This window comes from Rathayibacter sp. AY1A2 (assembly GCF_002930935.1).
Lineage (GTDB): Bacteria > Actinomycetota > Actinomycetes > Actinomycetales > Microbacteriaceae > Rathayibacter.
This window is the reverse complement of sequence record NZ_PSTP01000002.1, coordinates 54,085-73,605: the sequence shown is the minus strand read 5'-3', so window position 1 is coordinate 73,605 and position 19,521 is coordinate 54,085. Positions and strand designations below refer to the sequence as shown.

Here is a 19,521-nt window from a genome sequence, read left to right as displayed (position 1 = left end):
GTCGCGAGAGCGTCCGTAGCGTCTGAGGAGTCAAGAGAAACGACTTCGAGGAGATGACATGCGAGGGCTTCAGCTCAGCGGCGTGAGCCGTGCATTCGGCGGCCACCGGGTCCTGCACGACGTGGACCTGTCCGTGGGCCGCGGCGAGATCGTCGGCTTCATCGGCGGCAACGGCGCCGGCAAGACCACGACGATGCGGCTGATCCTGGGCCTGCTCACCCCCGACACGGGGACCATCACCTGGGACGGCGCGCCGATCACCGCCGAGGACCGCCGCTCGATCGGCTACATGCCGGAGGAGCGCGGCCTCTACCCGCAGATGCGGGTCCGCGAGCAGGTGATCCACTTCGCTCTGCTCGAGGGGCACGACGCCCGGGGAGCCCGTGAGACCGCCGAGGAGGTGATCGACGCGCTGGGCCTGGCCGAGCGGGCCGACACGCTGGTGCAGGACCTCTCGCTCGGCAACCAGCAGCGCGTGCAGCTGGCCGTGTCCCTGGTGGGCGATCCGTCGCTCCTGGTGCTGGACGAGCCCTTCTCGGGGCTCGACCCGGTCGCCGTGGAGACGATGGCCGGCCTGATCCGGCAGCAGTCCGCCCGCGGCGTCGGCGTGCTCTTCTCCTCCCACCAGCTCGACCTGGTCGAGCGCCTCTGCGACACCGTCTGCGTGCTCGACTCCGGCCGTGTGACCGCGAGCGGAGCGGTGGCCGAGCTGCAGGACGACGGCCGCAGCCGCTGGCAGCTGCAGTTCTCCCGCCCCCTGGACGACCGGCTCGTCGCCGAGCTCGGCGTCACACCGGGACTGTCGGCCGAGCCGGTCCCCGGTGAGCCGGAGTCGCTGCTCGTCTCGATCGAGGGCAGCGGCCGGGACGTCCCCGAGCAGGTGCTCGCGACCCTCACCCGCCACGGCGGCCTCCGGAGCATCCGCACCGCGCAGCGCTCGCTGACCGAGCTGCTGTCCGAGCGGCTCACCGCCGCCTCCACCCCTGCGGCCGAGCGCCGCCTCGAGATCCAAGGAGCAGGACGATGACCACCACGCACCCCCGCGCCGCCCACGCCCGGACCGCCGAGAGCTCCGCTCCTCCGACGCCGGCCCGGGGAGCCGCGACGATCGTCCGCCGCGAGATCCTGACCCGCACCGGGAACCGCACGATCCTCACCGCGACCCTCGCGCTGGCCGCGATCGCCGGCCTCGGCGCCGGGATCGGCGGCTGGTTCCTGGTCGACGCGACGAGGGAGGCGGGGACCGTGGTCCTCGACACCCGGATCCTGTTCGCGACCGCGATGATCAGCGCCCTGCTCGCCGCGATGGTCTACTCCTCGTCGAGTCTGGCCTCGGGGGTGGTCGAGGAGAAGTCGTCCCGGATCGTCGAGATCCTGCTGACGAAGATCGGCGTCGCCCCGCTGCTCGCCGGGAAGATGATCGGCGTCGGCCTGGTGACCCTGGCCCAGCTGCTCGTGATCGGCGGCGCCGTCGTCGGCGGGTTCAGCGTGGTCGGCGGGTGGTCGGTCCTCGAGATCGAGCTCGGCCCGAGCCTGGTCTGGTTCCTCGTCTGGTTCCTGCAGGGCTACGTGCTCTTCGCGCTCCTCAGCACCCTGCTCGCCTCGACCGTGTCGAGGCAGGAGGACCTGGGCACCGCCGCCATGCCGCTCTCCGTCGTGCAGATGGCGCTGCTGATCATCGCGCTCTACGTGGTGCCGGCGAACCTCGACGAGGCCTGGGTGCACGCGCTCTCCTTCGTCCCCCTCTTCTCCTCCTACCTGATGCCGATGCGCTTCGGCCTCGACTCGGTCGGCACCCCCGAGATGGTGATCGCCGCCGTCGTCGCCGCGATCACGGTGCCGCTGCTGTTCCGCCTGGTCGTCCGCGTCTACCGCAACAACGCGCTCCGCACCGGCTCCCGCGTCTCGCTCCGCGCCTCCCTCAAGGCCGCCGACGCCTCCTAGGCCCGGCTCCCGATATCCACCATCACCACCCCTCGGAAGGACACCACCATGACCACCTCGCGCACCGCCTCGACCCGCCCCTCGCCCCTCAAGAAGCTGCTCGTCAACACCGCCCTCCTCGTCGGGGGAGCGGGCGGCGCCTACCTCGTCGTCACCTACCTCTTCTGATCCGCTCGACCGACCGAAGGACACGATCGTGACTCTCCTCGCGACTCCCGGGCTCCGCCCCGCGACCCCCGGGCACCGCCCCGCGGATCCGGCGGCCCTCCGGGCGGCGGCCTCGACCGAGCGGCTGCTCGGCGGCGGACGCCACCGCGTCGCCGCGATCGACCGCCCCGCCTTCGCCGGCCGGAACGCGTCGTGGACGATGACCCTCGACGACGGCGCCCGCGTCTTCGTCAAGCACGTCTCGCCCCGGACGGCGGGCCCCGCGGCCTTCCGCCGCTCCAGGGACTTCGCCGGCTTCGCCGCCCGGAGCCCCGAGCACGCCCCGGCCGGACCCCGCCTGCTGGCGGCCGACGAGGACGACTCCCTGCTGGTGTTCGAGCACTGCCCCGGCACCAGCCTGGCCCTCCTGCTCGTGGAGGAGCGCGTCCCCGCGGACTTCCCCGAACAGGCCGGCCGGCTCCTGGCCCGGCTGCACGCCGGCCCGGTGGCGGGCCTCACCGCGACCTCGCACCCCAGCCCTCCCGTCGAGATGCTGCGCGTCGGCATCCCGCACACCCGCTACGTCGACCTCACCCTCGCTGAGCTCGCCTTCTGGGGCGACCTGCAGCACGACGAGCAGCTCGTCTCGGCCACGGAGGATCTCCGCGAGTGGGAGAGCGGCAACCGCACGGCCCCGATCCACGGCGACCTCCGCCTCGACCAGTTCCACCTCCGCGACGGGCGCCTCCAGCTGCTCGACTGGGAGGAGTTCGGGATCGGGGATCCGGCCCGCGACCTCGGCACGCTGGCGGGGGAGTGGATCCACCGCGCGGTGCTCGACACCGTGACCACCCGGGAGGGCGCCTCCGCTCCTCCCCTCGCCTTCGACACCGCGGCCGCGGACGCCCGCATCGCGGAGCGGATGGCGGCACTGGTCCCGAGGATCCGGCGGATGTGGCTCGCCTACGCCGCCGAGACCGCCGGCGCGGACGACGCCCTCGCCGTCCGCGCCACCGCCCACCTGGGCTGGCACCTCGTCGACCGCACCCTCGCCCGGGCCTCGATGGTCTCCCGCCTCCCCGGGATCGAGCGGGCCGCCGCCGGCATCGGCCGCCGCGTCCTGCTCGCCCCCTCCGCCTACTCCACCGCCCTCGGATTCGACAGGAGCCCGCGATGACCGCCCTCACCACCCGCTCCGTCCTCGACGAGGCCGTGATCAGCGTCGACGCCGCCCGGCTGCGGGCCGAGGTCGACGGGACCGTGATCGAGGCCACCGGGCCGATCGAGCTGCGGGCACGACTCGCCGCCACCCTCTACACCCACCTGCACCTCCGGAACCCGCTGCTCGGCGAGACCGCCGGAGGCGACGGCCAGGACCTCGCCCCCCGGCTGATCGACGCGATCCCGCACCGCACGGTCCTGCAGCCCGCTCCCTCCGGAGTGCTCGGCTCCGCCACCGTGCAGGGGGAGGAGCGCCGGGTCGTCGAGCTGGGCCGCGTCCGGGTCCTCGTGCCCGAGGTCGATCTCGTCCGCTCCGCCGACGGGGCCGTCGCCGGCGTCCGGCTGCCGAGCTGGCGCACCCGCACCACTCCCGGCTACCTCCTCGCCCTCGGCCCGATGGGACTCGATATCGCCGACCGGGTCGTGCGCCTCTCGCTCGTCGCCGACTCGGCGGAGGACGCGCTCGCCCTGTGGGGCCCGCTCCTGGAGGCGCTCGCCGCCTCCGGAGCCCGCCACCAGGCCAAGGCGCTCTCGGACCCGCGGGCCTTCCCCCGCTCCGACGCCCTCGTCGTCTACCTGCCCGCCGACTCCGCCGACGACGTCGCCCGGAGGATCACTCCGCTGCTCGATGCCCGGCCCTCGCCCCGCACCGCCGTCTCGGCCTTCGCCGAGAGGCTCGCCGACGGCCTCGCCTACGCCGAGGACCCGGCCGACGAGCGCTCCTCCTACCGCGGACTGAGCTTCGGCCAGCACCGCTCCCGCGTCCTCGCCGAAGCGCTCCTGCGCTCCTCGGCCGAGACGATCCCCGCCGCCGACGCCTGGGCCGACGCCGCCCGCGCCGCGCGCATCGACCCGGACCGCCCGGGACTCACCGCCCGCTAGGGCCCCACGAACCTCCCCTCGATCCCGAGGGGACCACCACCTCAGCCCGAGGTACTCCACGAAAGGGACACATCATGACCACCATCTCCACCGACGCCCAGTCCGCCGACCTCACCGCCCTCGCGGGAGCGCACGACACCTTCGCCACCGTCGACGAGCTCGGCTCGGACGCCGCGACCGAGGCGCCCGCCACCACGCCCCTGTGCGTCGGCATCATCGTCGGCGCCACCCTCGGCGCGGGCTGCTGACCCGGCCCTCCTCCCGCCCGGGTGCTCCCGCAGCACCCGCTCCCCGGCCCTCCGGCCGGACCACCCGCACCACTCCCCGCACGACCCGGCGGATCCGCCGCCACCACTCATCCAAGGAGAACACCATGTCGACCATCACCGGCCAGACCGTCCAGTCCGCCGACCTCGCCGAGCTCGCCACCGCCCACGACACCTTCACCGCCGCCGACGAGATCGGCACCGACGCCGCCTCCGAGGCGCCCGCCACCACCCCGTTCTGCGCCGGCGTCATCATCGGCGTCACCCTCACCGCAGGGTGCTGACGGGCACGGGGCGACCGGTCCTCGACCGCGTCGCCCCGGCCCCTCCCGGGCGCGTGCCGTCCGCTCGCGCCGTCCGCCCATCCCCGTCCGCCCTTTCCGCGGGCACGGTCCGCCCATCCCCGTCCGCCCTTTCCGCGGGCACGGTCCGCCCGTCCGCCGCCGTCCTCACCGCCGGCCGCGACCCGATCCGCCCTCCCGCCCGCCGCCCTCTGAGGAGACCGCCATGACCACCCCGCCCGGTGCGCAGAGCGCCGCACTCTCCGACCTCTCGCTCGGCCGCTTCGGCTACTCCCGGGTGGCCCTCGTCCTGACCGGCTCCGCCATGACCCAGGTCATGCCCTACTGGATCCAGTGGGCGCGCGCCGCCGCTCCGGCGACCGAGTTCCGCGTGCTCGTCCGCGACTCGGCCTACCGCTTCACCACCCGGCACAACCTGGAGTCGCGACTGCGCGGCCGGATCCAGGACGACCGCTGGGACGACGAGATCGTCGTCGCCCACGTCGACCTCGCCGAATGGGCCGACCTCATCCTGATCTACCCGGCCACCCTCGACTACGCCTCGCGCCTCGCGCACGGCATCACCGACTCCCCGTCGCTGCTCGCGGCCCTCACGACGGAGGCGCCGGTGTGCATCGCTCCGTCGCTCCCGCCGCGGGCGCTCGGCAACCCGGTCGTCGAGTCCACCCTCGCGCTGCTGCGCGAGCCGGCCAACTTCACCATCATCGACCCCGTGCCCGGGCCGAGCGAGTCCAGCGACACGGCGCTCGCCTGGGTGCCGCCCGCGTTCCCCGCGGTGCTGCGCCACCTGGAGTCGCTGCGCACGGCACCGGCTGCCGCGGAGGAGGCGAGGTCGGCGTGAGCACCACCGCCCCTCCGCGGGCCCTCGTCACCGGGCTGCTCGTGACCGAGCTCTCGGAAGGACCCGACGGGACCACCGTCTGGACCCGCCGCCTCGGAGAGCAGGCGCCGCTGCCGTTCTCGCCGGTGCCCGTCCGCCTCGCAGCGCCCGATCCCCGGATCGTGCCGGGAGGCGCCGACCCGTCGATCCGCCGCTACCGCACCACCGCCCGCGCCCTGCTGCCCGCGCTCCTCCACGAGCTGTCGGAGGAGGCGCTCGTCTCCGTCGGCCGCGAGTGGAAGGGCGCGCTGGACGCGCTCCACGGCGCCCGGCCCGCCGGGGAGCCGCTCCCTCCGCGTCCGCTGCAGCGCGCCCGCGGCTGGCTCGCCGGTGGCTGGGCGCCCGCCGCCGAGGAGCTCGGCGCCGGCGGTCTCCTCGAGCTCGCCGACTGGGCGGAGGCGGTCGTCGCCTCGCCGGCCGCGGTCGTGGTCCACGGCCACCCCGGCCTCGCCCACCTCGTCGTCGACGGGACCCGCGTCGCTCTGCTCACGGGCGAGGACGTCGGGCTCGCCGACCCGGTCTGGGACGCCGCCTGGGTGCTCGGGGAGCTCGCAGAGCTGCACGCCTTCCACCCCGCGCTCCGCCCGGCCCTCGACGCGCTCCGCCGCGGACTCTCGCTCGAGGAGGACCACGACGCCGAGCTGCTGCGCGTCGGCACCGCGTTCCGGCTGGCCCAGCACGCCGTCGACTGGCACCGCTCCGGGGGCGCCAGCAGCGATCAGGCGCGGCTGCTGCTGCGCCTGTCCGCCGCACAGCTGGGGGAGCGGGCGGAATGAGCGCCCGCGACGTCCCGACCCTGTCCGCCGCCCTGCCCTCCGGCGCCCGCGCGCTCGTCGTGCACCGGCCGGAGGTCCGCAACGACTCGGTCGCCCTCGCCGTGCCCGCCGGCATGCGCCACGAGCGCGACGGCGAGGAGGGGATGCTGCACCTGATCGAGCACCTCGTCTACCAGGACAGTGAGGGGGTCGCCGGTCTCGTCCGGCAGACCCGCGTCGCCGAGAGCGGCGGCGTCCTCGGCGGTCACACGCACCTCGACTACTCCGAGTTCTTCGAGACGGGTTCTCCCGGGTCGGCCGCCGTGATCGCGGAGCGGCTCGTCGAGCAGGTCTTCCGCCCCGCCTTCCGGCCGGAGCAGATCGCGGAGCAGATCCGCGCGGTCGCCTCTGAGCGGGCCGCGCGCCTCGCCCCCGCTCCGGGCGGCGTGCTGCCGTGGCCGCACCTGACCGCCCGCTACTGGGCCGACGCCCCGAACGCGCACGACGGCAGCGGCGACCTCGACCTCGAGGGCCGCGCGACCGAGCCCGTCCTGCGCGCGCTGCACAGGCGCCACTACCGCCCGGCCGGCTCCGTGCTGGTCGGCGTCACGGCCGACGACCCCGCCCGGCTCCTGGACCGCCTGGTCGCGGCCCTCGCGGAGACGCCCGATCGCGCGGCAGGACCGGTCGCCGTCTTACCTGGGACGGCCCGCCCCGAGTACCGCGCCGAGCCCGCCGCCCGCCGGCTCGCCGCGACCGCCGCCGCGCCGTCGACCCGCGTCTCCGACGAGCTGCTCGGCGACCTGATCGCCGCCGAGGCGCTCGCTGCGCAGGCCGGACTCGACGCGAGCGCCGGACTCTTCGGCCCGGGCGACACCGTCGCCGACGACCTCTTCGTGCTGGTCGACGACACCGCCGTGCCCGTCGATCCGTGGCACCGCCTCCGCGCCCTCGCGGTGAGCGACGACTCCGCCCTCGAGCACGCCCGGCACCGCGCGGTGCTGCGTGCGGAGCGGCTGGTGCACGACGACGAGCGTCTGGCCCGCACCGTCGCCCGGGATGCCCTGCTGCGCGGTGCGCCCGGCTTCGCGGGCGAGCTCGTCGACTCCCTCGCCGCGCGGCCGCCGCGCCCGCTGCTCGCGGACGCCGCGGCCCGCCTGGCCGAGCAGCCCTTCGCCGCACTGGGCGTTCCCGCCGCCTCCACCCCTCCAGGAAGGAGGAGCCCATGACCGCCGCACCCCCGCTCGCCGTCGTCGACGAGCGCTCCCGCTTCGCCGTCGTCGCCCTCGGCTGGCGCGACCCGGCCGGAGACGACGGGCCCGACCGCACCGCCCGCCTCCGCTCGGCCGTTCCCCCCGGAGCGGTCTCGCTCGCGTGGACGGCGACGGCCGGGGCGCAGAGCCTCACCGCGGTGCTCCCTCCGGAGGGCGCCGCGGCCTGGACCGCCCTGACGCTCGAGCGCGCCCAGGGAGCCGGGGATCCGGTGCTCGCCGTGGTCGGGCCCGAACGCGCCGTCTGCGAGACGTCCCGGCCCGTCTCCGTGCCCGCCGCGGCTCCGCTGCCGAGCGCTCTGCACCAGTCCCGCGAGCAGGGCTACGAGAGCACGATCGTCACCGGCGCGGACCCGTCCGGCGAGGTCGGCCACGCCGCGACATTCCTGGCGCTGTGCCGCCTCACCGCGGGGGCCGAACCGCTCGTCCCCGCCGCACTGCGCTCCGCCGGCGGCGATGCGGTCGCCCAGGTCGCGCGGGGCCTGCGCTCGAGCCGCCCCTCCCTCACCTGGCAGGTCGTCTCCCCGGCCGGCCAGGGCATCCCGACCCTCGAGACCGTGCTGCGCACCGTCCTCGACGGCCGCGCCGCGCACGGGGAGGGAGCACGCGCCGCGCACGCGTTCGCGCGGGCGAACCTCCTCCGCGCCTGGCGGTCGCCCGAGACGCTCGCGCGCACCCTGGTGGAGTACGAGGTGATGGGCTGGGGCGGCGCCCTGGTGCTCGATCCGGAGCCGGCGCTCGCCGCGGTCGACGAGAGTGCGCTCGAGCGGGCGGTCGCGGGGCTCGTGCGGCCCGTCGCCGACGTGGTCGGCTGGGGCTGAATCCGGCGGGCTCGATCAGCTCCGGCCGGGACGCGTCCCCAGGTCGACGAGCCCGTGCTCGATCGCCGAGACCAGGATCTGCACCCGGTCGCGCACGCCCAGCTTCTCCATCACCTTCACGAACCGCGCCTTCACGGTCGACTCGGTGACGAACAGCTCCTGCGCCATCTCGCGGTTGCTCATCCCGCGGGCGAGCAGGCGGATCACCTCGAGCTCCTTCTCGGTGAGCGCCTCGAGCAGATCGGGGTCCGGCACCGTCTCCGCCGGCACCGACTCCTCGAGCCCCTTCACCACGTGGCGCGTGACCTCGGCGGAGAGCACGGACTCGCCCGCGAGCACCGCGTGCACCGCCGCGATGATCTCCCGCGGCTTCGTGTCCTTGACCAGGTAGCCGGAGGCGCCCGCGCGGAGCAGGTCGACGACGTAGCGGTCCGTGGTGAACGTGCTGAGCCCGAGGATCGCGATGCCCGGGTGCTCGGCGTGGATCCGCTCGGTCGCGGCGACGCCGTTCATGACCGGCATCTGCATGTCCATCAGGATCAGGTCGGGCTGGAGCGTCGCCGCCTGCTGCACCGCGATCCTCCCGTCGGAGGCCTCGCCCACCACCTCGATCGCCGGGTCCTGCGAGAGGTAGTCGCGGAGGATCTCGCGGGTCATCGATTCGTCGTCCACCAGCAGCACGCGGGTCATCGCTCTCGTCCTTCGTCGGTCGCCCCCGCGACGAGCGCACCGGACGCCCGGCCCTCGAGGGGGATGGTCATGGTCGTGGTCCAGCGGCCGCCGCGGGCTCCCGCGTCCAGCCGCCCGCCGAAGACGGCGCAGCGGGCCGACATCGCCTCGATCCCGAGGTGCGAGGAGACGATCGGAGCCGCGGAGGCGATCGCGTTGGAGGAGCTCAGCTGCACCTCGCCCCCCGACACCTCGAGCCGGAGCTGCACCTCACCGGCGGTGTCGCCGTGCTTGAGCACGTTCGTGCCCAGCTCCCGGACCGTGCGCCGCAGCACCTGGCGGAGGCTCGCGGGCACCTGCGCCACGGAGCCCGCCACGTCGAGGCGGACCCGGAAGCCCGCGCGCTCGATCGCGTCGGCGACGTTCCGCACGTCGTGGACGAAGCCGACAGCGGTGGTCGTGGCGCCCGAGACCTCCGGGGTCCCGAGCAGGTCGGAGTCGCCGCGGGCGGGAGCGCCTGCCTCGTCCTCGTCCTGGAGGAGCGTCACGAGGCTCCGCAGATCCTGCAGCGCCTGCTGCGCCGCGTCGCCGATGCTCTCGAGGATGCGCTCGGTCTTGGCCGGGTCCTCGACCGAGGTCGCGCGGCGGGCCTGCATGGCGATGATGGTGACCTCGTGCGCGACGATGTCGTGCAGCTCGTGCGCGAGCCGGGTCCGCTCCTCGTTGCGGATCCGCGCCTGCTCCTCCTGGATGCGGTCGGCCCGGCGCTCGCTCCGCTCGCTGCGGCCCCGGAAGGCGTTCAGGCCCAGCCCGGCGGTGCCGCCGAAGAGGACGAACGCGCCCAGGACGTAGACGGCCGTGCCCATGGCGCGGTCGACGAGCAGCACCGCGGGCAGGAGGACGAGGGTGCCGAGCACGAAGACGAGCCCCGCGCGCCAGGGGAGGAGGAAGGTGACGAAGCCGACCACCACGATGGTCGGGAAGATCAGCGCCGCGAGCAGCAGCGGCGGGGCGCCGAGCATCAGGACGACGGCGTAGACGAGGTAGAGCGAGACCGCCGCGGGGATCGCGCCGGCGAGCAGCGCCAGGAGCGGCAGGTAGGGGAGCGCCAGCTCGATCCAGCCGCGGACCGACGTGAGGTCGACGCTGCCGCCCATCAGGTCGATGACGACGAGGAGCGTGAAGGAGCCGAGGAGGAGGGACCGGGTGATCCAGCCGCCGGGCAGCGTCCGCACGTCGTTCGTCCACCGCGTCGTCCCCACCACGGGACCAGGGTACCGAAGCCTTCTCCGAGCCCCGTCGGCCTTCCGTACAAGGGCGGACTGGTCTTTCGTACAGGAGCGGTGCGACGGGGCGTCGCCATGCTGGTGGAGCGGTCGAGCCGATCGCACCCCTCGATCACAGGAGAACGACCATGGCCCCGATCCTCGCCGCCGCCGCCCTCGCCCTCGGAGCCGTCCTCGCTCCCGCCGCTGCTCCTGCCGCCGCTCCCGTGCAGGCCGCCTCGTCCGCCGGCGTGCAGACGGTCGCCGCCTCCTACGAGCTGCCGAAGGTGCAGAAGCCGGGCGGCATGGAGTCGATCCAGGACCGCGGCGCCCTCTGCAACCTCTTCGGGATGTGCTGAGCGCAGCTCTCGGACCGGGTCAGCCCTTCAGCGGGTCGTTGCCCCAGTTCATCAGGGAGTAGCGCCACTTCGTCTCGGTGACATCGCCCGAGGGACGCTGCTTCGCGTGCCGGTGCACGTAGCCGACGACCTTCGTCATGTGGGCGTAGTCGTCGTCGCTCAGGTCGGCCTGCTTCGTGCCGAGCAGGTCGACGATGCGGCGCCCGCTCTCGTGGCCGACGGACTCGCCGCCGCCCTCCGGCTTCTGGCCGACCTCCTTCGACTCGTCGGTGCCGAGCCACTCCTCGAGCTCCTTCGCGGTCATGTTCACGGCGTCGTGGAACTCGTCGCGGGTCGTCCGCTTCTCGTCGTCGGTGGGCATCGCGGGGCTCCTCGGGTCGGTCGGTCCGGGTCGGTCGGTGACCTCCAGCGGAGCGTGTCGGAGGGGGAGAGGTCAAGCCCCGTGCGCGGTTCCAGGGCGCGCGTAGCGTCGGAGGAGTCCGCACCAGCCGACCACCGCCGACGTCCGCCGCCGGCAGAGAAGAGGCCCACATGCCCTCCCGCAACACCCTCGTCCGCAGTCTCCACGACCTCGGAGCCGCCGCCTGGTTCGGCGGCTCGCTCATGGGCGCCGTCGGCCTGAACGGCGCCGCGTCCACGTCGTCCGACCCGGCGGAGCGCCTCCGCCTCTCCTCGAACGGCTGGGCCCGCTGGACCCCCGTGCAGCTCGCCGCGATCGCCGCCCACGGCGTCGGCGGCATCGGTCTCGTCCTCGCCAACAAGACCCGCCTGGCCAACCAGCAGGAGAGCCGCACGAACACCGTCGTCAAGACCGTCGTGACCGGGCTCGCCGGCGCAGCCTCGGTGATCGCCGCGGTCGCCGGAGCGACGCAGGCCAAGCACGCCGACGAGGGCGCCCCCGGCGTGACCGAGGCGTCGGAGCAGAACTCGCAGGAGCTGACCACGGCCCTCCGCGTGCAGAAGGTCACCCAGTGGGCGATCCCCGTGCTGACCGCCGTCATCATCGTCCTCGGCGCCCAGCAGGGCGAGCAGCAGCGCCCCGTGAAGGGCCTCTTCGAGACCACGGCGCGGATGTTCCGCAAGTAGTCCCCGCGCTCGCGCGCAGAACGTCGGCCGAGAGTGCCCGCCGTCCCCCGAGGGTGGAGGGCGGCCGCTCTCGGCCGACGTTCTGCGTGCGGGGTCCGGCTAGCGGCAGTGTCCGCGGCTGCTGCGGGGTCGCCGTGGGGATCGCCGAGGCGGACGCGCCTGTGCTGATCTGGTCGGCGACCACCCCGCCGTGAAGGGTGATGCGGCAGCTGATCCCGCCCTGGTCATCGGAGTATCAAGGCGCCGATCCCGCCGATCAGGGAAGCGGGGGCGGGGCCGACGCCGGTCCTCCTCGGACGGGGGCGGCGCAGTCGTCGAACGTTTGAGGGCCCGACCGAGGCCGAGGAGTGGCGTGGAATCGCCCGGACGTACGGAGGCGGTCCGATTGACCCCGCTATCTCTACATAGGTAGCGTCATCCGTGTGCAGCCACTCCCTCGCCTCACGCCCGCCACCGCGGAGGTCCTCCGGACCCTCCTCGATGCCGACGGCCCGACCTGGGGCATGGTCGTGATCAAGGCCACCGGGCGACCGGCGGGCAGCGTCTACCCGATCCTGGAGCGGCTCGAGGGAGCGGGCTGGGTGGTCTCGGAGTGGGAGGCCGCGAGCGAGCGGAGCGGCCCGCGTCGCCGGCTCTACGAGCTGACCGCGGAGGGCGCCCCGGCAGCCCGGGCCGCCGTCGAGCGGATGCGGTCGACCGCGCGGACGGCGCCGCGAGCGGCGGAGGCGACCGCATGAGCGCGCTCCTGCGGCTCCTGTCGCTGCTGCTGCCCCCGCTCGCCCGCGAGCGCTACCTCGAGGAGTGGCGGGCCGACCTGGCCGGGGCCGCCGAGCTGGGACTGCCCCGGCGCGGCGTCGTCCTCGGAGCGCTCGCCCTGCTGGCGAGCGTCGACCGCGACCTGCCCGCGCACACCGGCGAAGCGCGGGGCACGCTCCCGCGCCGCCTCGCCCGCCGCGGACTCGCGCTCTTCGCCGCGGCCGCGCTGATGCTCAGCGGCATCGCGCTGACCGGCGGAGGGATCGTCCCCGAGCCGGGCGCCGCCTCCGACACCGCCCTGGCCGCCGTCGGCGCCGTGCAGACCGCGGTGCTCGTCGCCGCCGTCGCGGTCGCGGTCCTCGGCGCGGTCCACCTCCTCGGCGCCGCGGCGTCGGCCCGCACGGTGCTCGCGCGGATCTCCCTGGTCGGCGCCGTCGTCGGCCCGGTGCTCACCGCGGCCGGCCTCCTCCTCCCCGGACCCCTCGCCCTCGTCGGCCTGCCCGTCTCCCTCGCCGGACTCGTCTGCGGGGCGATCGTCCTCGGCGGCTCGCGGACCATCGCTCTCGCACCGCGGACGGCGACCCGCGCTCAGCGCCTCCCCGTCGCCCTCGCGGGCCTCGCGCTCATGGCGGGCGTCACGGTGGTGGGCGCGGTGGATCTGCTGGTCTGGAATCCGCAGGCGAAGGTCCCCGGCGTGGCCCTGGCGGAGATCTACGCGACCATGTCCGAGCGCGACGGCTTCGAGTTCGGCTCCCACGCGATCTGGGTCACCGGCTGGGCCGCGTTCTGGACGGCCGCCGCGATCGTCGTGACGGTCGGCGCCCTCGTCGGCCGGAGGTCGCCGCTCACTCCGCGGCGGATCGCGGTGCTCATGCTCGCCCTGGTCGCCGGCGCCGTCGTCTTCCGCTTCTTCGCCGGGTTCGGCTTCGGGATGTCGGTCGCCGACACCTTCGTCACGTCCGGCGGCGACGGCTCCCTGGTCTCGGCCGTCCTGCCGCCGCTCGGACAGCTCGCGCTCGCCGGCGCCGCGATCGCGGTGGGCTGGGCGCCCCGGGTCGCCCGGCCGACGGCGGCCTCCGCGGCCTGACAGTGCTCGTGCCGGAGGAGGGCTTCGCCCGGGCGGCTCGGGATGCGCGAGATCGAGGCGGCCTGCCGACGTACCTCCCTTCGTGGCGAACACGAACGGCCCGTTCCGGCGCGGCCGAGCGCCCGCCGACCTACTCCAGCCGGCGCAGGAAGCGGGCCGGCTGGTCGAGGAAGCCGCGCCAGGTCCGCACCAGGTCGAGGTCGTCGTAGCGGCAAAGGCGCAGGCCCGTCTCGTCGAGCTCGAAGAGGTCGGCTCCGGGGAGGGCGGCGAGGATCGGCGAGTGCGTGGAGAGGACGACCTGCGAGCCGCCGGCGACCAGGTCGCGCAGCTGCCCGATCAGGGCAAGGCAGCCCGACACCGAGAGGGCCGACTCGGGCTCGTCGAGGAGCCAGAGTCCGCTGATCCGGGAGCGGTTCGCCACGATGTCGAGGAACGACTCGCCGTGGCTCCGCTCGTGGTACCCGCCGTCGATCCCCACATCCTCCAGGTAGCTGAAGAAGCCGTGCATCGTCTCGGCGCGGAGGAAGAAGCCGCGCTTGGACGCCCCGGCCCCGCGGACCAGGTGGAGGTGCTCGGCCAGGTCCGACTCCGAGGCGCGGGAGGAGTGCATCGCACCCGTGGATCCGCCCTCCGCGTTCAGCCCGTAGGCGAGGGCGACCGCCTCGAGCAGCGTCGACTTGCCCGAGCCGTTCTCGCCGGTGATCACCGTCACCTGGCCGAGATCCCAGCCCTCGGCCAGCACCTGCCGCACGGGCGCGAGCGTCGCGGGCCAGCGCGCGAGGTCGGCGGGGTGCTCGGGTCGGGCCTGCACGCGGCGCACCGGGAGGGTCGAGAACACCCGGTCAGTCAAGCAGGTCGACGCTCCAGCCGGCCTCGGCCAGCGCGCGGGCCGTGTCGGCGCGGGGGGAGTAGGGGAGGTCGTCGGCGCCGACCACGCGGTAGTCGGTGTCGCCGGGGCCGACCCAGAGGACGGAGTCGGACGGGCCGGCCCGGTGCAGCGCGGCGCGGACGGCGTCGGCCGGCTCCGCTATCTCGAGCACCTCGCAGCGCTCGACGCGGCGGGCGCCGTCGACCAGGGCGCGACGGATCCGCGCGGGGTCCTCGAAGCGCGGGTGGTGGTCGGTGACGATCACCAGGTCGGCGCGCTCGGCGGCGGCCCGGCCCATCGGCGCGCGCTTGCTCGGGTCGCGGTCGCCGTCGGCGCCGAGGAGGACGAGCACGCGGCCGGGCGTCACCTCGCGGAGGGCGTCGACGGTGCGCGCGACCGAGTCGGGCGTGTGTGAGAAGTCGAGGAACACCCGCGGCCCGTCGGCGCCGGACACGAGCAGCGTCCGCCCGGGCACGGTGACGTCGATCCCGGAGCCGACCGCCGCGGCCACCCGGTCGCGCGCGTGGCCCGCCTCGATCAGCATCACCAGCGCGAGCGCCGCGTTCGAGGCCATGTGGCGTCCGAGGAGCGGGACGGTGGTGGTCGTCGACCAGCCGTCGCGGGCGGTGAGCCGGAAGCGGGTGCGGTCGACCGCGGTCTCGAGCACGTCGATCCGCCAGTCGGCTCCGTCCCCGGCCGAGAGCGTGACGACCGGGACGGAGGCTTCGCGGGCGACCCGGCGCCCCGCCTCGGTGTCGACGACCACGACGCCGCGGCGGCTCCGCTCGGGCGTGAACAGGCGCTGCTTGGCGCGGAGGTACTCGTCCAGGTCGCCGAAGTCGTCGAGGTGGTCGTGGCTGAGGTTGGTGAACCCGGCGACGTCGAGCACGATCCCCTCCATCCGGGAGCGCACGAGCGCCTGGGCGCTGACCTCGATCGCCGCCGCCTCGACGCCGTCCTCCGCCATCCGGGCGAGGAGCGCGTGCAGCTCGGAGGCCTCGGGCGTGGTGAGGCGGCTGGCGACGACGTGGTCGGCGCTGCGGCGCTCGGCGGTGGAGCTCAGCCCCGAGACGACGCCCAGCTGCCGGAGCACCGCGTCGAGGAGGTGCACGGTGCTGGTCTTGCCGTTGGTGCCGGTCACGCCGAGGAGCACCGGTCCGCTCCTCGTGCCGTACACCTGCGCGGCGACCGGGCCGAGGGCGGTGCGGGGGTCGTCGCTGAGGAGGACGGGCAGTCCGGAGGCGCGCGCCTCGTCGAGCCCGCCCGCGTCGGTGAGCACGGCGACCGCTCCTGCCGCCGCCGCGTCGGCCGCGAACCGGGCCCCGTGGCTCCTCCTCCCGGGGAGCGCGGCGAAGAGGGCGCCGGGGCCCGCTTCGGTGTGCGCGACGGTCACCGCGGTGATGCGGACGTCGGAGCCGTCGCCGTGGAGGCGGAGCCGATCGCTCGCGAGGTCGGCGAGCGCGACACCGGCGGCGTGGAGCGGTTCGAGGAGCCGGAACACCGGCATGCGGGCCTCCTGCGGGGCGGGCGGGGCGGCGTCGCCGAGGGCCCGCGGGCGCCGCCGGGCGACCGGAGGGGGAGGGCCGAGAGGCCCATGCCTCAGCCTGCGCGCCGCTCCCCCCGATCGGGGAGGCCCTTGCCACCGCCCGCGCGGGCCGCTACCCGCCTCCGCCTACTGCCGCGAGAACGCCTCCTGGTACAGCGCCGCGAGCTCGGGGGAGCTCTCACCGCTGAGGCCGCAGGTCAGGATCGTGTCGCCGTCGGCCGCGACCAGGTAGTCGACCCCGGTCTCGAACACGATCGGGGCCCCGTCCACCGCCGTCTCCCTGCCCTGGGTGACTGTGACGCCGTCGCCGACCTCGCCCGCGTAGCGCTCGAGCACGTGCAGGGTGACGGTGCTCCCGTCGATCGAGCGGACCTCGGCCCGGAACGCGAGCTGAGCGGGGGCCAGCGCGGCGGCCGTCACCGGCGAGCACGCGGCCATCGGCCCGCCCGTGCTCGGCAGGATCAGCGTCGAGGTGCTGCCCCCGCCCACGCCGAGCGCGAAGGGCAGCAGGAGGGAGGCGGCGGCCCCGGCGCTCAGCGCGCCGACTCCCACGATCAGCCAGGGGGACCGGCGGCGGGAGTGCACCGTCCGCGTGCCCTCACCCGTCGCGGCGGCGATCTGCTCGGCGAGCTCGTCGCGGTCGAGCGCGGGGAGGCTCCGCGCGGGGTCGACCGTGCGGAGGAGGCGGCGGACGTCCTCGTCGTCGGTTCCGGTCATCGGAGTCCCCCTTCGGGCGCGTGCGGGTCGGCGGAGTCGTAGAGCTCGGCGAAGCGGCGCCGCGCGCGATGGAGGCGGATCGAGACGGCGTTCGCCGTGACTCCGAGGACCGCGGCGATCCCGCGGACGTCGAGCTCCTCCCACGCCCAGAGGCGCAGCAGCTCGGCGTCCTGCTCGCGCATCCGGGCGAGCACGAGGCGCACGGTCTCCTCCGCGCCCGACGCCTCGCCCTCGTCGATCTGCACCTGGGGCGGATCGACGACCGCGATCCGCTGGGCGAGCATGACCTGGCGGCGCTGCATCCGCCGGGCGTTCTGCAGCTGGAGCCGGGCGACGCCGATCGCCCACGGCACCGGGTCGTCCTCGGGCACGTCGGCGCTGCGGCGCCAGAGCACCGAGAGCGTCGCGGCGAGCACGTCGTCGGCGGTGGCGGAGTCGGTGCGCCGCCAGAGGTAGCGGCGGACGGGATCGGCGACCGCGGCGGCGACCGCGGCGAACCGGTCGGGACCCGCGAGGGGAGCTGGCATGTGCCTCATGCTCCCTCCTGTCCGGGATCGGCGCACATCTTTCACCGGCGCGCCGGGCGGGACTCCGCGCTCTCCCAGCAGCGCGGGAGCGCGGGTCGTCGCTCAGCGCCGCGAGGCGCCGACGAACTCCAGCCAGCCGGCCACGAACGGCTCGATGTCGTCCACCTCGTCCAGCGCGAGAGCGTCCAGATCGACTCCGCGGCACTCCAGCGTGAGGACGTGCCCGCGCACCCACGCGGCCGCGCGCACCGCGCCGGCTCCCTCCCACACCTCGAAGGGCTCCGGAGCACCGTCGACCGGGATCTCCGCGATCCGCGTGGGAGCGGGCAGCGCCTCCGGCTGCACGAACGAGACGGGCGCCTCCTCCCGGCAGCAGAGCAGCGCGACGTCGTGCCGCGGATCGCCGAGGGTCGTGCGGATCTCGACGGAGGGCCCCGGCCCGCCCGGGACCGCGTCGTCGGCGAGGAACGAGAGCCCCCGCGGGCCGCCCGTCAGCGTCCACTCCGCCAGCAGCCGCGGACCGCTCCAGCCCGAGACCGCCCAGAGCGGGAGGTCGCCGAACGACCCGCGGATCCGCGCGACCCGCTCGGCGAGGTGCGCGGAGAACTCCTCCTCGCCGAGACGCCGCGCTCCGTCCATGGCCCGATCGTAGGTCGGGTGCCGCGGCACGGCCAGACCCCTCGCTACTGTGAACGTCGACCCCCGCCTCCCTTCCCCGCCGAGGAGCCCCATGCCCATCTGGACCCTGCACGGAGACGGCCGCACCGTCGAGCCCGGCGCCGTCGTCGCCCCCGGCGAGCGGCTCGCATGGCCGGCGACGATCGCCATCGGAATCCAGCACGTCGTCGCCATGTTCGGAGCGACGTTCCTCGTGCCCGTGCTCACCGGGTTCCCGGTCGCCACGACCCTGCTCTTCTCCGGAGTCGGGACGCTGCTGTTCCTCCTGATCACGCGCAACCGGCTCCCCAGCTACCTCGGCTCGAGCTTCGCGTTCATCGCGCCCGTCACGGCCGCGACCGCCGTCGGAGGGACGGGGTCGGCGCTCGCCGGAGTCGTCGCCGTGGGCCTCCTCCTGGCCGCCGTCGGCGTCCTCGTGCAGGTCGTCGGCCTCGGCTGGATCGACAGGCTGATGCCGCCGGTCGTCGCCGGCGCGATCGTGGCCCTGATCGGGTTCAACCTGGCTCCGACCGCGTACCTCAGCTTCAAGCAGGCACCGATCACCGGGACGATCACGCTCGCCGCGATCATCCTGTCGAGCGTGTTCCTCCGCGGCTTCCTCGGCCGCGTCTCGATCTTCCTCGGCGTGGTCATCGGCTACGTCGTCGCCCTGCTCCGGAACGAGATCGACTACTCCGCGGTCGGTGCGGCCGACTGGTTCGGGCTGCCGCCGTTCACCTTCCCCGACTTCGCCTCCGGATCCACGTGGTCGGGCATCGCGATGTTCCTGCCGGTCGTGCTCGTCCTCATCGCCGAGAACGTCGGACACGTCCGCGGCGTCGCGACGATGACCGACGCCTCCGCCAACGCCAGCACCGGCCGGGCCCTGATCGCGGACGGTGTGGCGACCACCCTCTCCGGCGCCTTCGGCGGCTCCGGCACCACGACCTACGGCGAGAACATCGGAGTGATGGCGGCCACCCGCGTGTACTCGACGGCCGCCTACTGGGTCGCCGGCGTCACCGCGATCCTGCTCAGCCTCTCGCCCAAGGTCGGCGCCGTCTTCAACTCGATCCCGGCCGGAGTCCTGGGCGGCGCCACCACCGCGCTCTACGGCCTGATCGGCGTGATCGGCATCAAGATCTGGATCGACAACCGCGTCGACTTCTCGCGCCCGGTCAACCAGTACACCGCCGCGGTCTCCCTCGTGATCGCGATCGCCGGCTTCTCGTTCTCCTCCGGCGGCTTCGAGCTCGGCGGCATCGTCCTCGGCGCCGGCGCCGCCCTCGTGATCTACCACCTGGGCAACGCCATCGCCCGCTGGCGCCGCACCGGCGCCGACGACGGCGGCCCCCTCCCCGCCATCGGCCAGCTCGGCGGCGACCCGCAGGACCGCTGACCGCGGCCTGCTCCGAGACACCGCTCCAGCGCCGAGGCACCGGCCACGACGCGGTGTCTCGGTGCTGAGGGCGGTGTCCGGGTGCGGCGAGTCGCT

23 protein-coding genes are annotated in these 19,521 nt (G+C 74.8%); 15 read left to right on the top strand and 8 right to left on the bottom strand.

What is annotated here, in order from left to right; genetic code table 11:
* Positions 1–82 precede the first annotated feature (82 nt).
* From C5B93_RS02840 to C5B93_RS02805, 10 genes are all read left to right on the top strand, one after another.
* Complete coding sequence (locus C5B93_RS02840) at positions 83–1,027, top strand: ABC transporter ATP-binding protein (RefSeq protein ID WP_258063731.1); 945 nt, start codon at positions 83–85, stop codon at positions 1,025–1,027.
* On the top strand, positions 1,024–1,944 hold the full coding sequence (locus C5B93_RS02835; RefSeq protein ID WP_104225127.1) for an ABC transporter permease: 921 nt from the start codon (positions 1,024–1,026) through the stop codon (positions 1,942–1,944). Before C5B93_RS02840 ends, C5B93_RS02835 begins: the two co-directional genes overlap by 4 nt.
* Before the next feature lie 196 nt (positions 1,945–2,140).
* Positions 2,141–3,268 carry a class V lanthionine synthetase subunit LxmK gene (lxmK, locus tag C5B93_RS02830; RefSeq protein WP_258059357.1) on the top strand — a complete coding sequence of 376 codons (1,128 nt, stop codon included), beginning with the start codon at positions 2,141–2,143 and terminating at the stop codon, positions 3,266–3,268.
* Positions 3,265–4,194 (top strand): T3SS effector HopA1 family protein, encoded by a 930-nt coding sequence (locus tag C5B93_RS02825; protein ID WP_104291723.1) that lies wholly within the window; start codon positions 3,265–3,267, stop codon positions 4,192–4,194. Before lxmK ends, C5B93_RS02825 begins: the two co-directional genes overlap by 4 nt.
* Positions 4,195–4,268: 74 nt before the next feature.
* Positions 4,269–4,442, top strand: a complete 174-nt coding sequence (locus C5B93_RS17110; protein WP_181027122.1) for a hypothetical protein — start codon at positions 4,269–4,271, stop codon at positions 4,440–4,442.
* Between the two features lie 125 nt (positions 4,443–4,567).
* Positions 4,568–4,744 carry a hypothetical protein gene (locus C5B93_RS17105; RefSeq protein ID WP_181068303.1) on the top strand — a complete coding sequence of 59 codons (177 nt, stop codon included), beginning with the start codon at positions 4,568–4,570 and terminating at the stop codon, positions 4,742–4,744.
* 223 nt (positions 4,745–4,967) lie between these two features.
* Positions 4,968–5,603 (top strand): flavoprotein, encoded by a 636-nt coding sequence (locus C5B93_RS02820; RefSeq protein ID WP_104291722.1) that lies wholly within the window; start codon positions 4,968–4,970, stop codon positions 5,601–5,603.
* The gene (locus C5B93_RS02815; protein WP_104291721.1) at positions 5,600–6,418 is read left to right on the top strand and encodes a hypothetical protein; all 819 of its coding nucleotides are present in this window, start codon (positions 5,600–5,602) and stop codon (positions 6,416–6,418) included. Before C5B93_RS02820 ends, C5B93_RS02815 begins: the two co-directional genes overlap by 4 nt.
* A complete protein-coding gene (locus C5B93_RS02810) occupies positions 6,415–7,626 on the top strand; it encodes a pitrilysin family protein (protein ID WP_104291720.1) in 1,212 nt (403 codons plus the stop codon). Before C5B93_RS02815 ends, C5B93_RS02810 begins: the two co-directional genes overlap by 4 nt.
* Positions 7,623–8,489, top strand: a complete 867-nt coding sequence (locus tag C5B93_RS02805; protein ID WP_104233476.1) for a hypothetical protein — start codon at positions 7,623–7,625, stop codon at positions 8,487–8,489. The genes C5B93_RS02810 and C5B93_RS02805 overlap by 4 nt, the downstream gene beginning before the upstream one ends.
* Before the next feature lie 15 nt (positions 8,490–8,504).
* Here the strand turns inward: C5B93_RS02805 and C5B93_RS02800 are convergent, their stop codons facing one another.
* Together C5B93_RS02800 and C5B93_RS02795 are read right to left on the bottom strand one after the other, a co-directional pair.
* Positions 8,505–9,179: a response regulator transcription factor gene (locus C5B93_RS02800; RefSeq protein ID WP_104225096.1), complete on the bottom strand. Its 675-nt coding sequence runs from the start codon at positions 9,177–9,179 to the stop codon at positions 8,505–8,507.
* Positions 9,176–10,423 (bottom strand): sensor histidine kinase, encoded by a 1,248-nt coding sequence (locus C5B93_RS02795; protein ID WP_258059356.1) that lies wholly within the window; start codon positions 10,421–10,423, stop codon positions 9,176–9,178. The genes C5B93_RS02800 and C5B93_RS02795 overlap by 4 nt, the downstream gene beginning before the upstream one ends.
* A gap of 149 nt (positions 10,424–10,572) precedes the next feature.
* On the opposite strand from C5B93_RS02795, the gene C5B93_RS02790 reads away from it, so the two are divergent.
* Positions 10,573–10,782: a hypothetical protein gene (locus C5B93_RS02790; RefSeq protein WP_104225965.1), complete on the top strand. Its 210-nt coding sequence runs from the start codon at positions 10,573–10,575 to the stop codon at positions 10,780–10,782.
* A 19-nt stretch (positions 10,783–10,801) separates the two neighbouring features.
* Here C5B93_RS02790 and C5B93_RS02785 read toward each other — a convergent pair whose 3' ends face one another.
* Entirely contained in the window at positions 10,802–11,143 is a 342-nt protein-coding gene (locus C5B93_RS02785) for a DUF3140 domain-containing protein (protein ID WP_104246984.1), read from the bottom strand.
* Positions 11,144–11,313: 170 nt separating this feature from the next.
* Here C5B93_RS02785 and C5B93_RS02780 point away from each other — a divergent pair, with 170 nt between their 5' ends.
* The 3 genes from C5B93_RS02780 to C5B93_RS02770 all read left to right on the top strand — a co-directional run bounded on the left by C5B93_RS02780 (position 11,314) and on the right by C5B93_RS02770 (position 13,711).
* Positions 11,314–11,868 (top strand): hypothetical protein, encoded by a 555-nt coding sequence (locus C5B93_RS02780; RefSeq protein ID WP_104225093.1) that lies wholly within the window; start codon positions 11,314–11,316, stop codon positions 11,866–11,868.
* 422 nt (positions 11,869–12,290) lie between these two features.
* Positions 12,291–12,605 carry a helix-turn-helix transcriptional regulator gene (locus C5B93_RS02775; protein ID WP_219814013.1) on the top strand — a complete coding sequence of 105 codons (315 nt, stop codon included), beginning with the start codon at positions 12,291–12,293 and terminating at the stop codon, positions 12,603–12,605.
* On the top strand, positions 12,602–13,711 hold the full coding sequence (locus tag C5B93_RS02770; protein ID WP_104291719.1) for a hypothetical protein: 1,110 nt from the start codon (positions 12,602–12,604) through the stop codon (positions 13,709–13,711). The genes C5B93_RS02775 and C5B93_RS02770 overlap by 4 nt, the downstream gene beginning before the upstream one ends.
* A 130-nt stretch (positions 13,712–13,841) precedes the next feature.
* On the opposite strand, the gene C5B93_RS02765 is transcribed toward C5B93_RS02770, so the two are convergent.
* The 5 genes from C5B93_RS02765 to C5B93_RS02745 form a co-directional block, all read right to left on the bottom strand.
* On the bottom strand, positions 13,842–14,549 hold the full coding sequence (locus C5B93_RS02765) for an AAA family ATPase (protein WP_258068113.1): 708 nt from the start codon (positions 14,547–14,549) through the stop codon (positions 13,842–13,844).
* Positions 14,550–14,553: 4 nt separating this feature from the next.
* Positions 14,554–16,086 carry a Mur ligase family protein gene (locus C5B93_RS02760; RefSeq protein WP_104291718.1) on the bottom strand — a complete coding sequence of 511 codons (1,533 nt, stop codon included), beginning with the start codon at positions 16,084–16,086 and terminating at the stop codon, positions 14,554–14,556.
* Between the two features lie 165 nt (positions 16,087–16,251).
* Positions 16,252–16,842: a hypothetical protein gene (locus tag C5B93_RS02755; RefSeq protein ID WP_104237812.1), complete on the bottom strand. Its 591-nt coding sequence runs from the start codon at positions 16,840–16,842 to the stop codon at positions 16,252–16,254.
* Positions 16,839–17,369 carry an RNA polymerase sigma factor gene (locus C5B93_RS02750; protein ID WP_181067978.1) on the bottom strand — a complete coding sequence of 177 codons (531 nt, stop codon included), beginning with the start codon at positions 17,367–17,369 and terminating at the stop codon, positions 16,839–16,841. The genes C5B93_RS02755 and C5B93_RS02750 overlap by 4 nt, the downstream gene beginning before the upstream one ends.
* Positions 17,370–17,471: 102 nt before the next feature.
* On the bottom strand, positions 17,472–18,008 hold the full coding sequence (locus C5B93_RS02745) for a hypothetical protein (RefSeq protein ID WP_104246989.1): 537 nt from the start codon (positions 18,006–18,008) through the stop codon (positions 17,472–17,474).
* 91 nt (positions 18,009–18,099) lie between these two features.
* Between C5B93_RS02745 and C5B93_RS02740 the strand changes: the two genes are divergently transcribed.
* Positions 18,100–19,425 (top strand): uracil-xanthine permease family protein, encoded by a 1,326-nt coding sequence (locus C5B93_RS02740; protein ID WP_104225956.1) that lies wholly within the window; start codon positions 18,100–18,102, stop codon positions 19,423–19,425.
* The last annotated feature ends 96 nt before the right edge of the window (positions 19,426–19,521 follow it).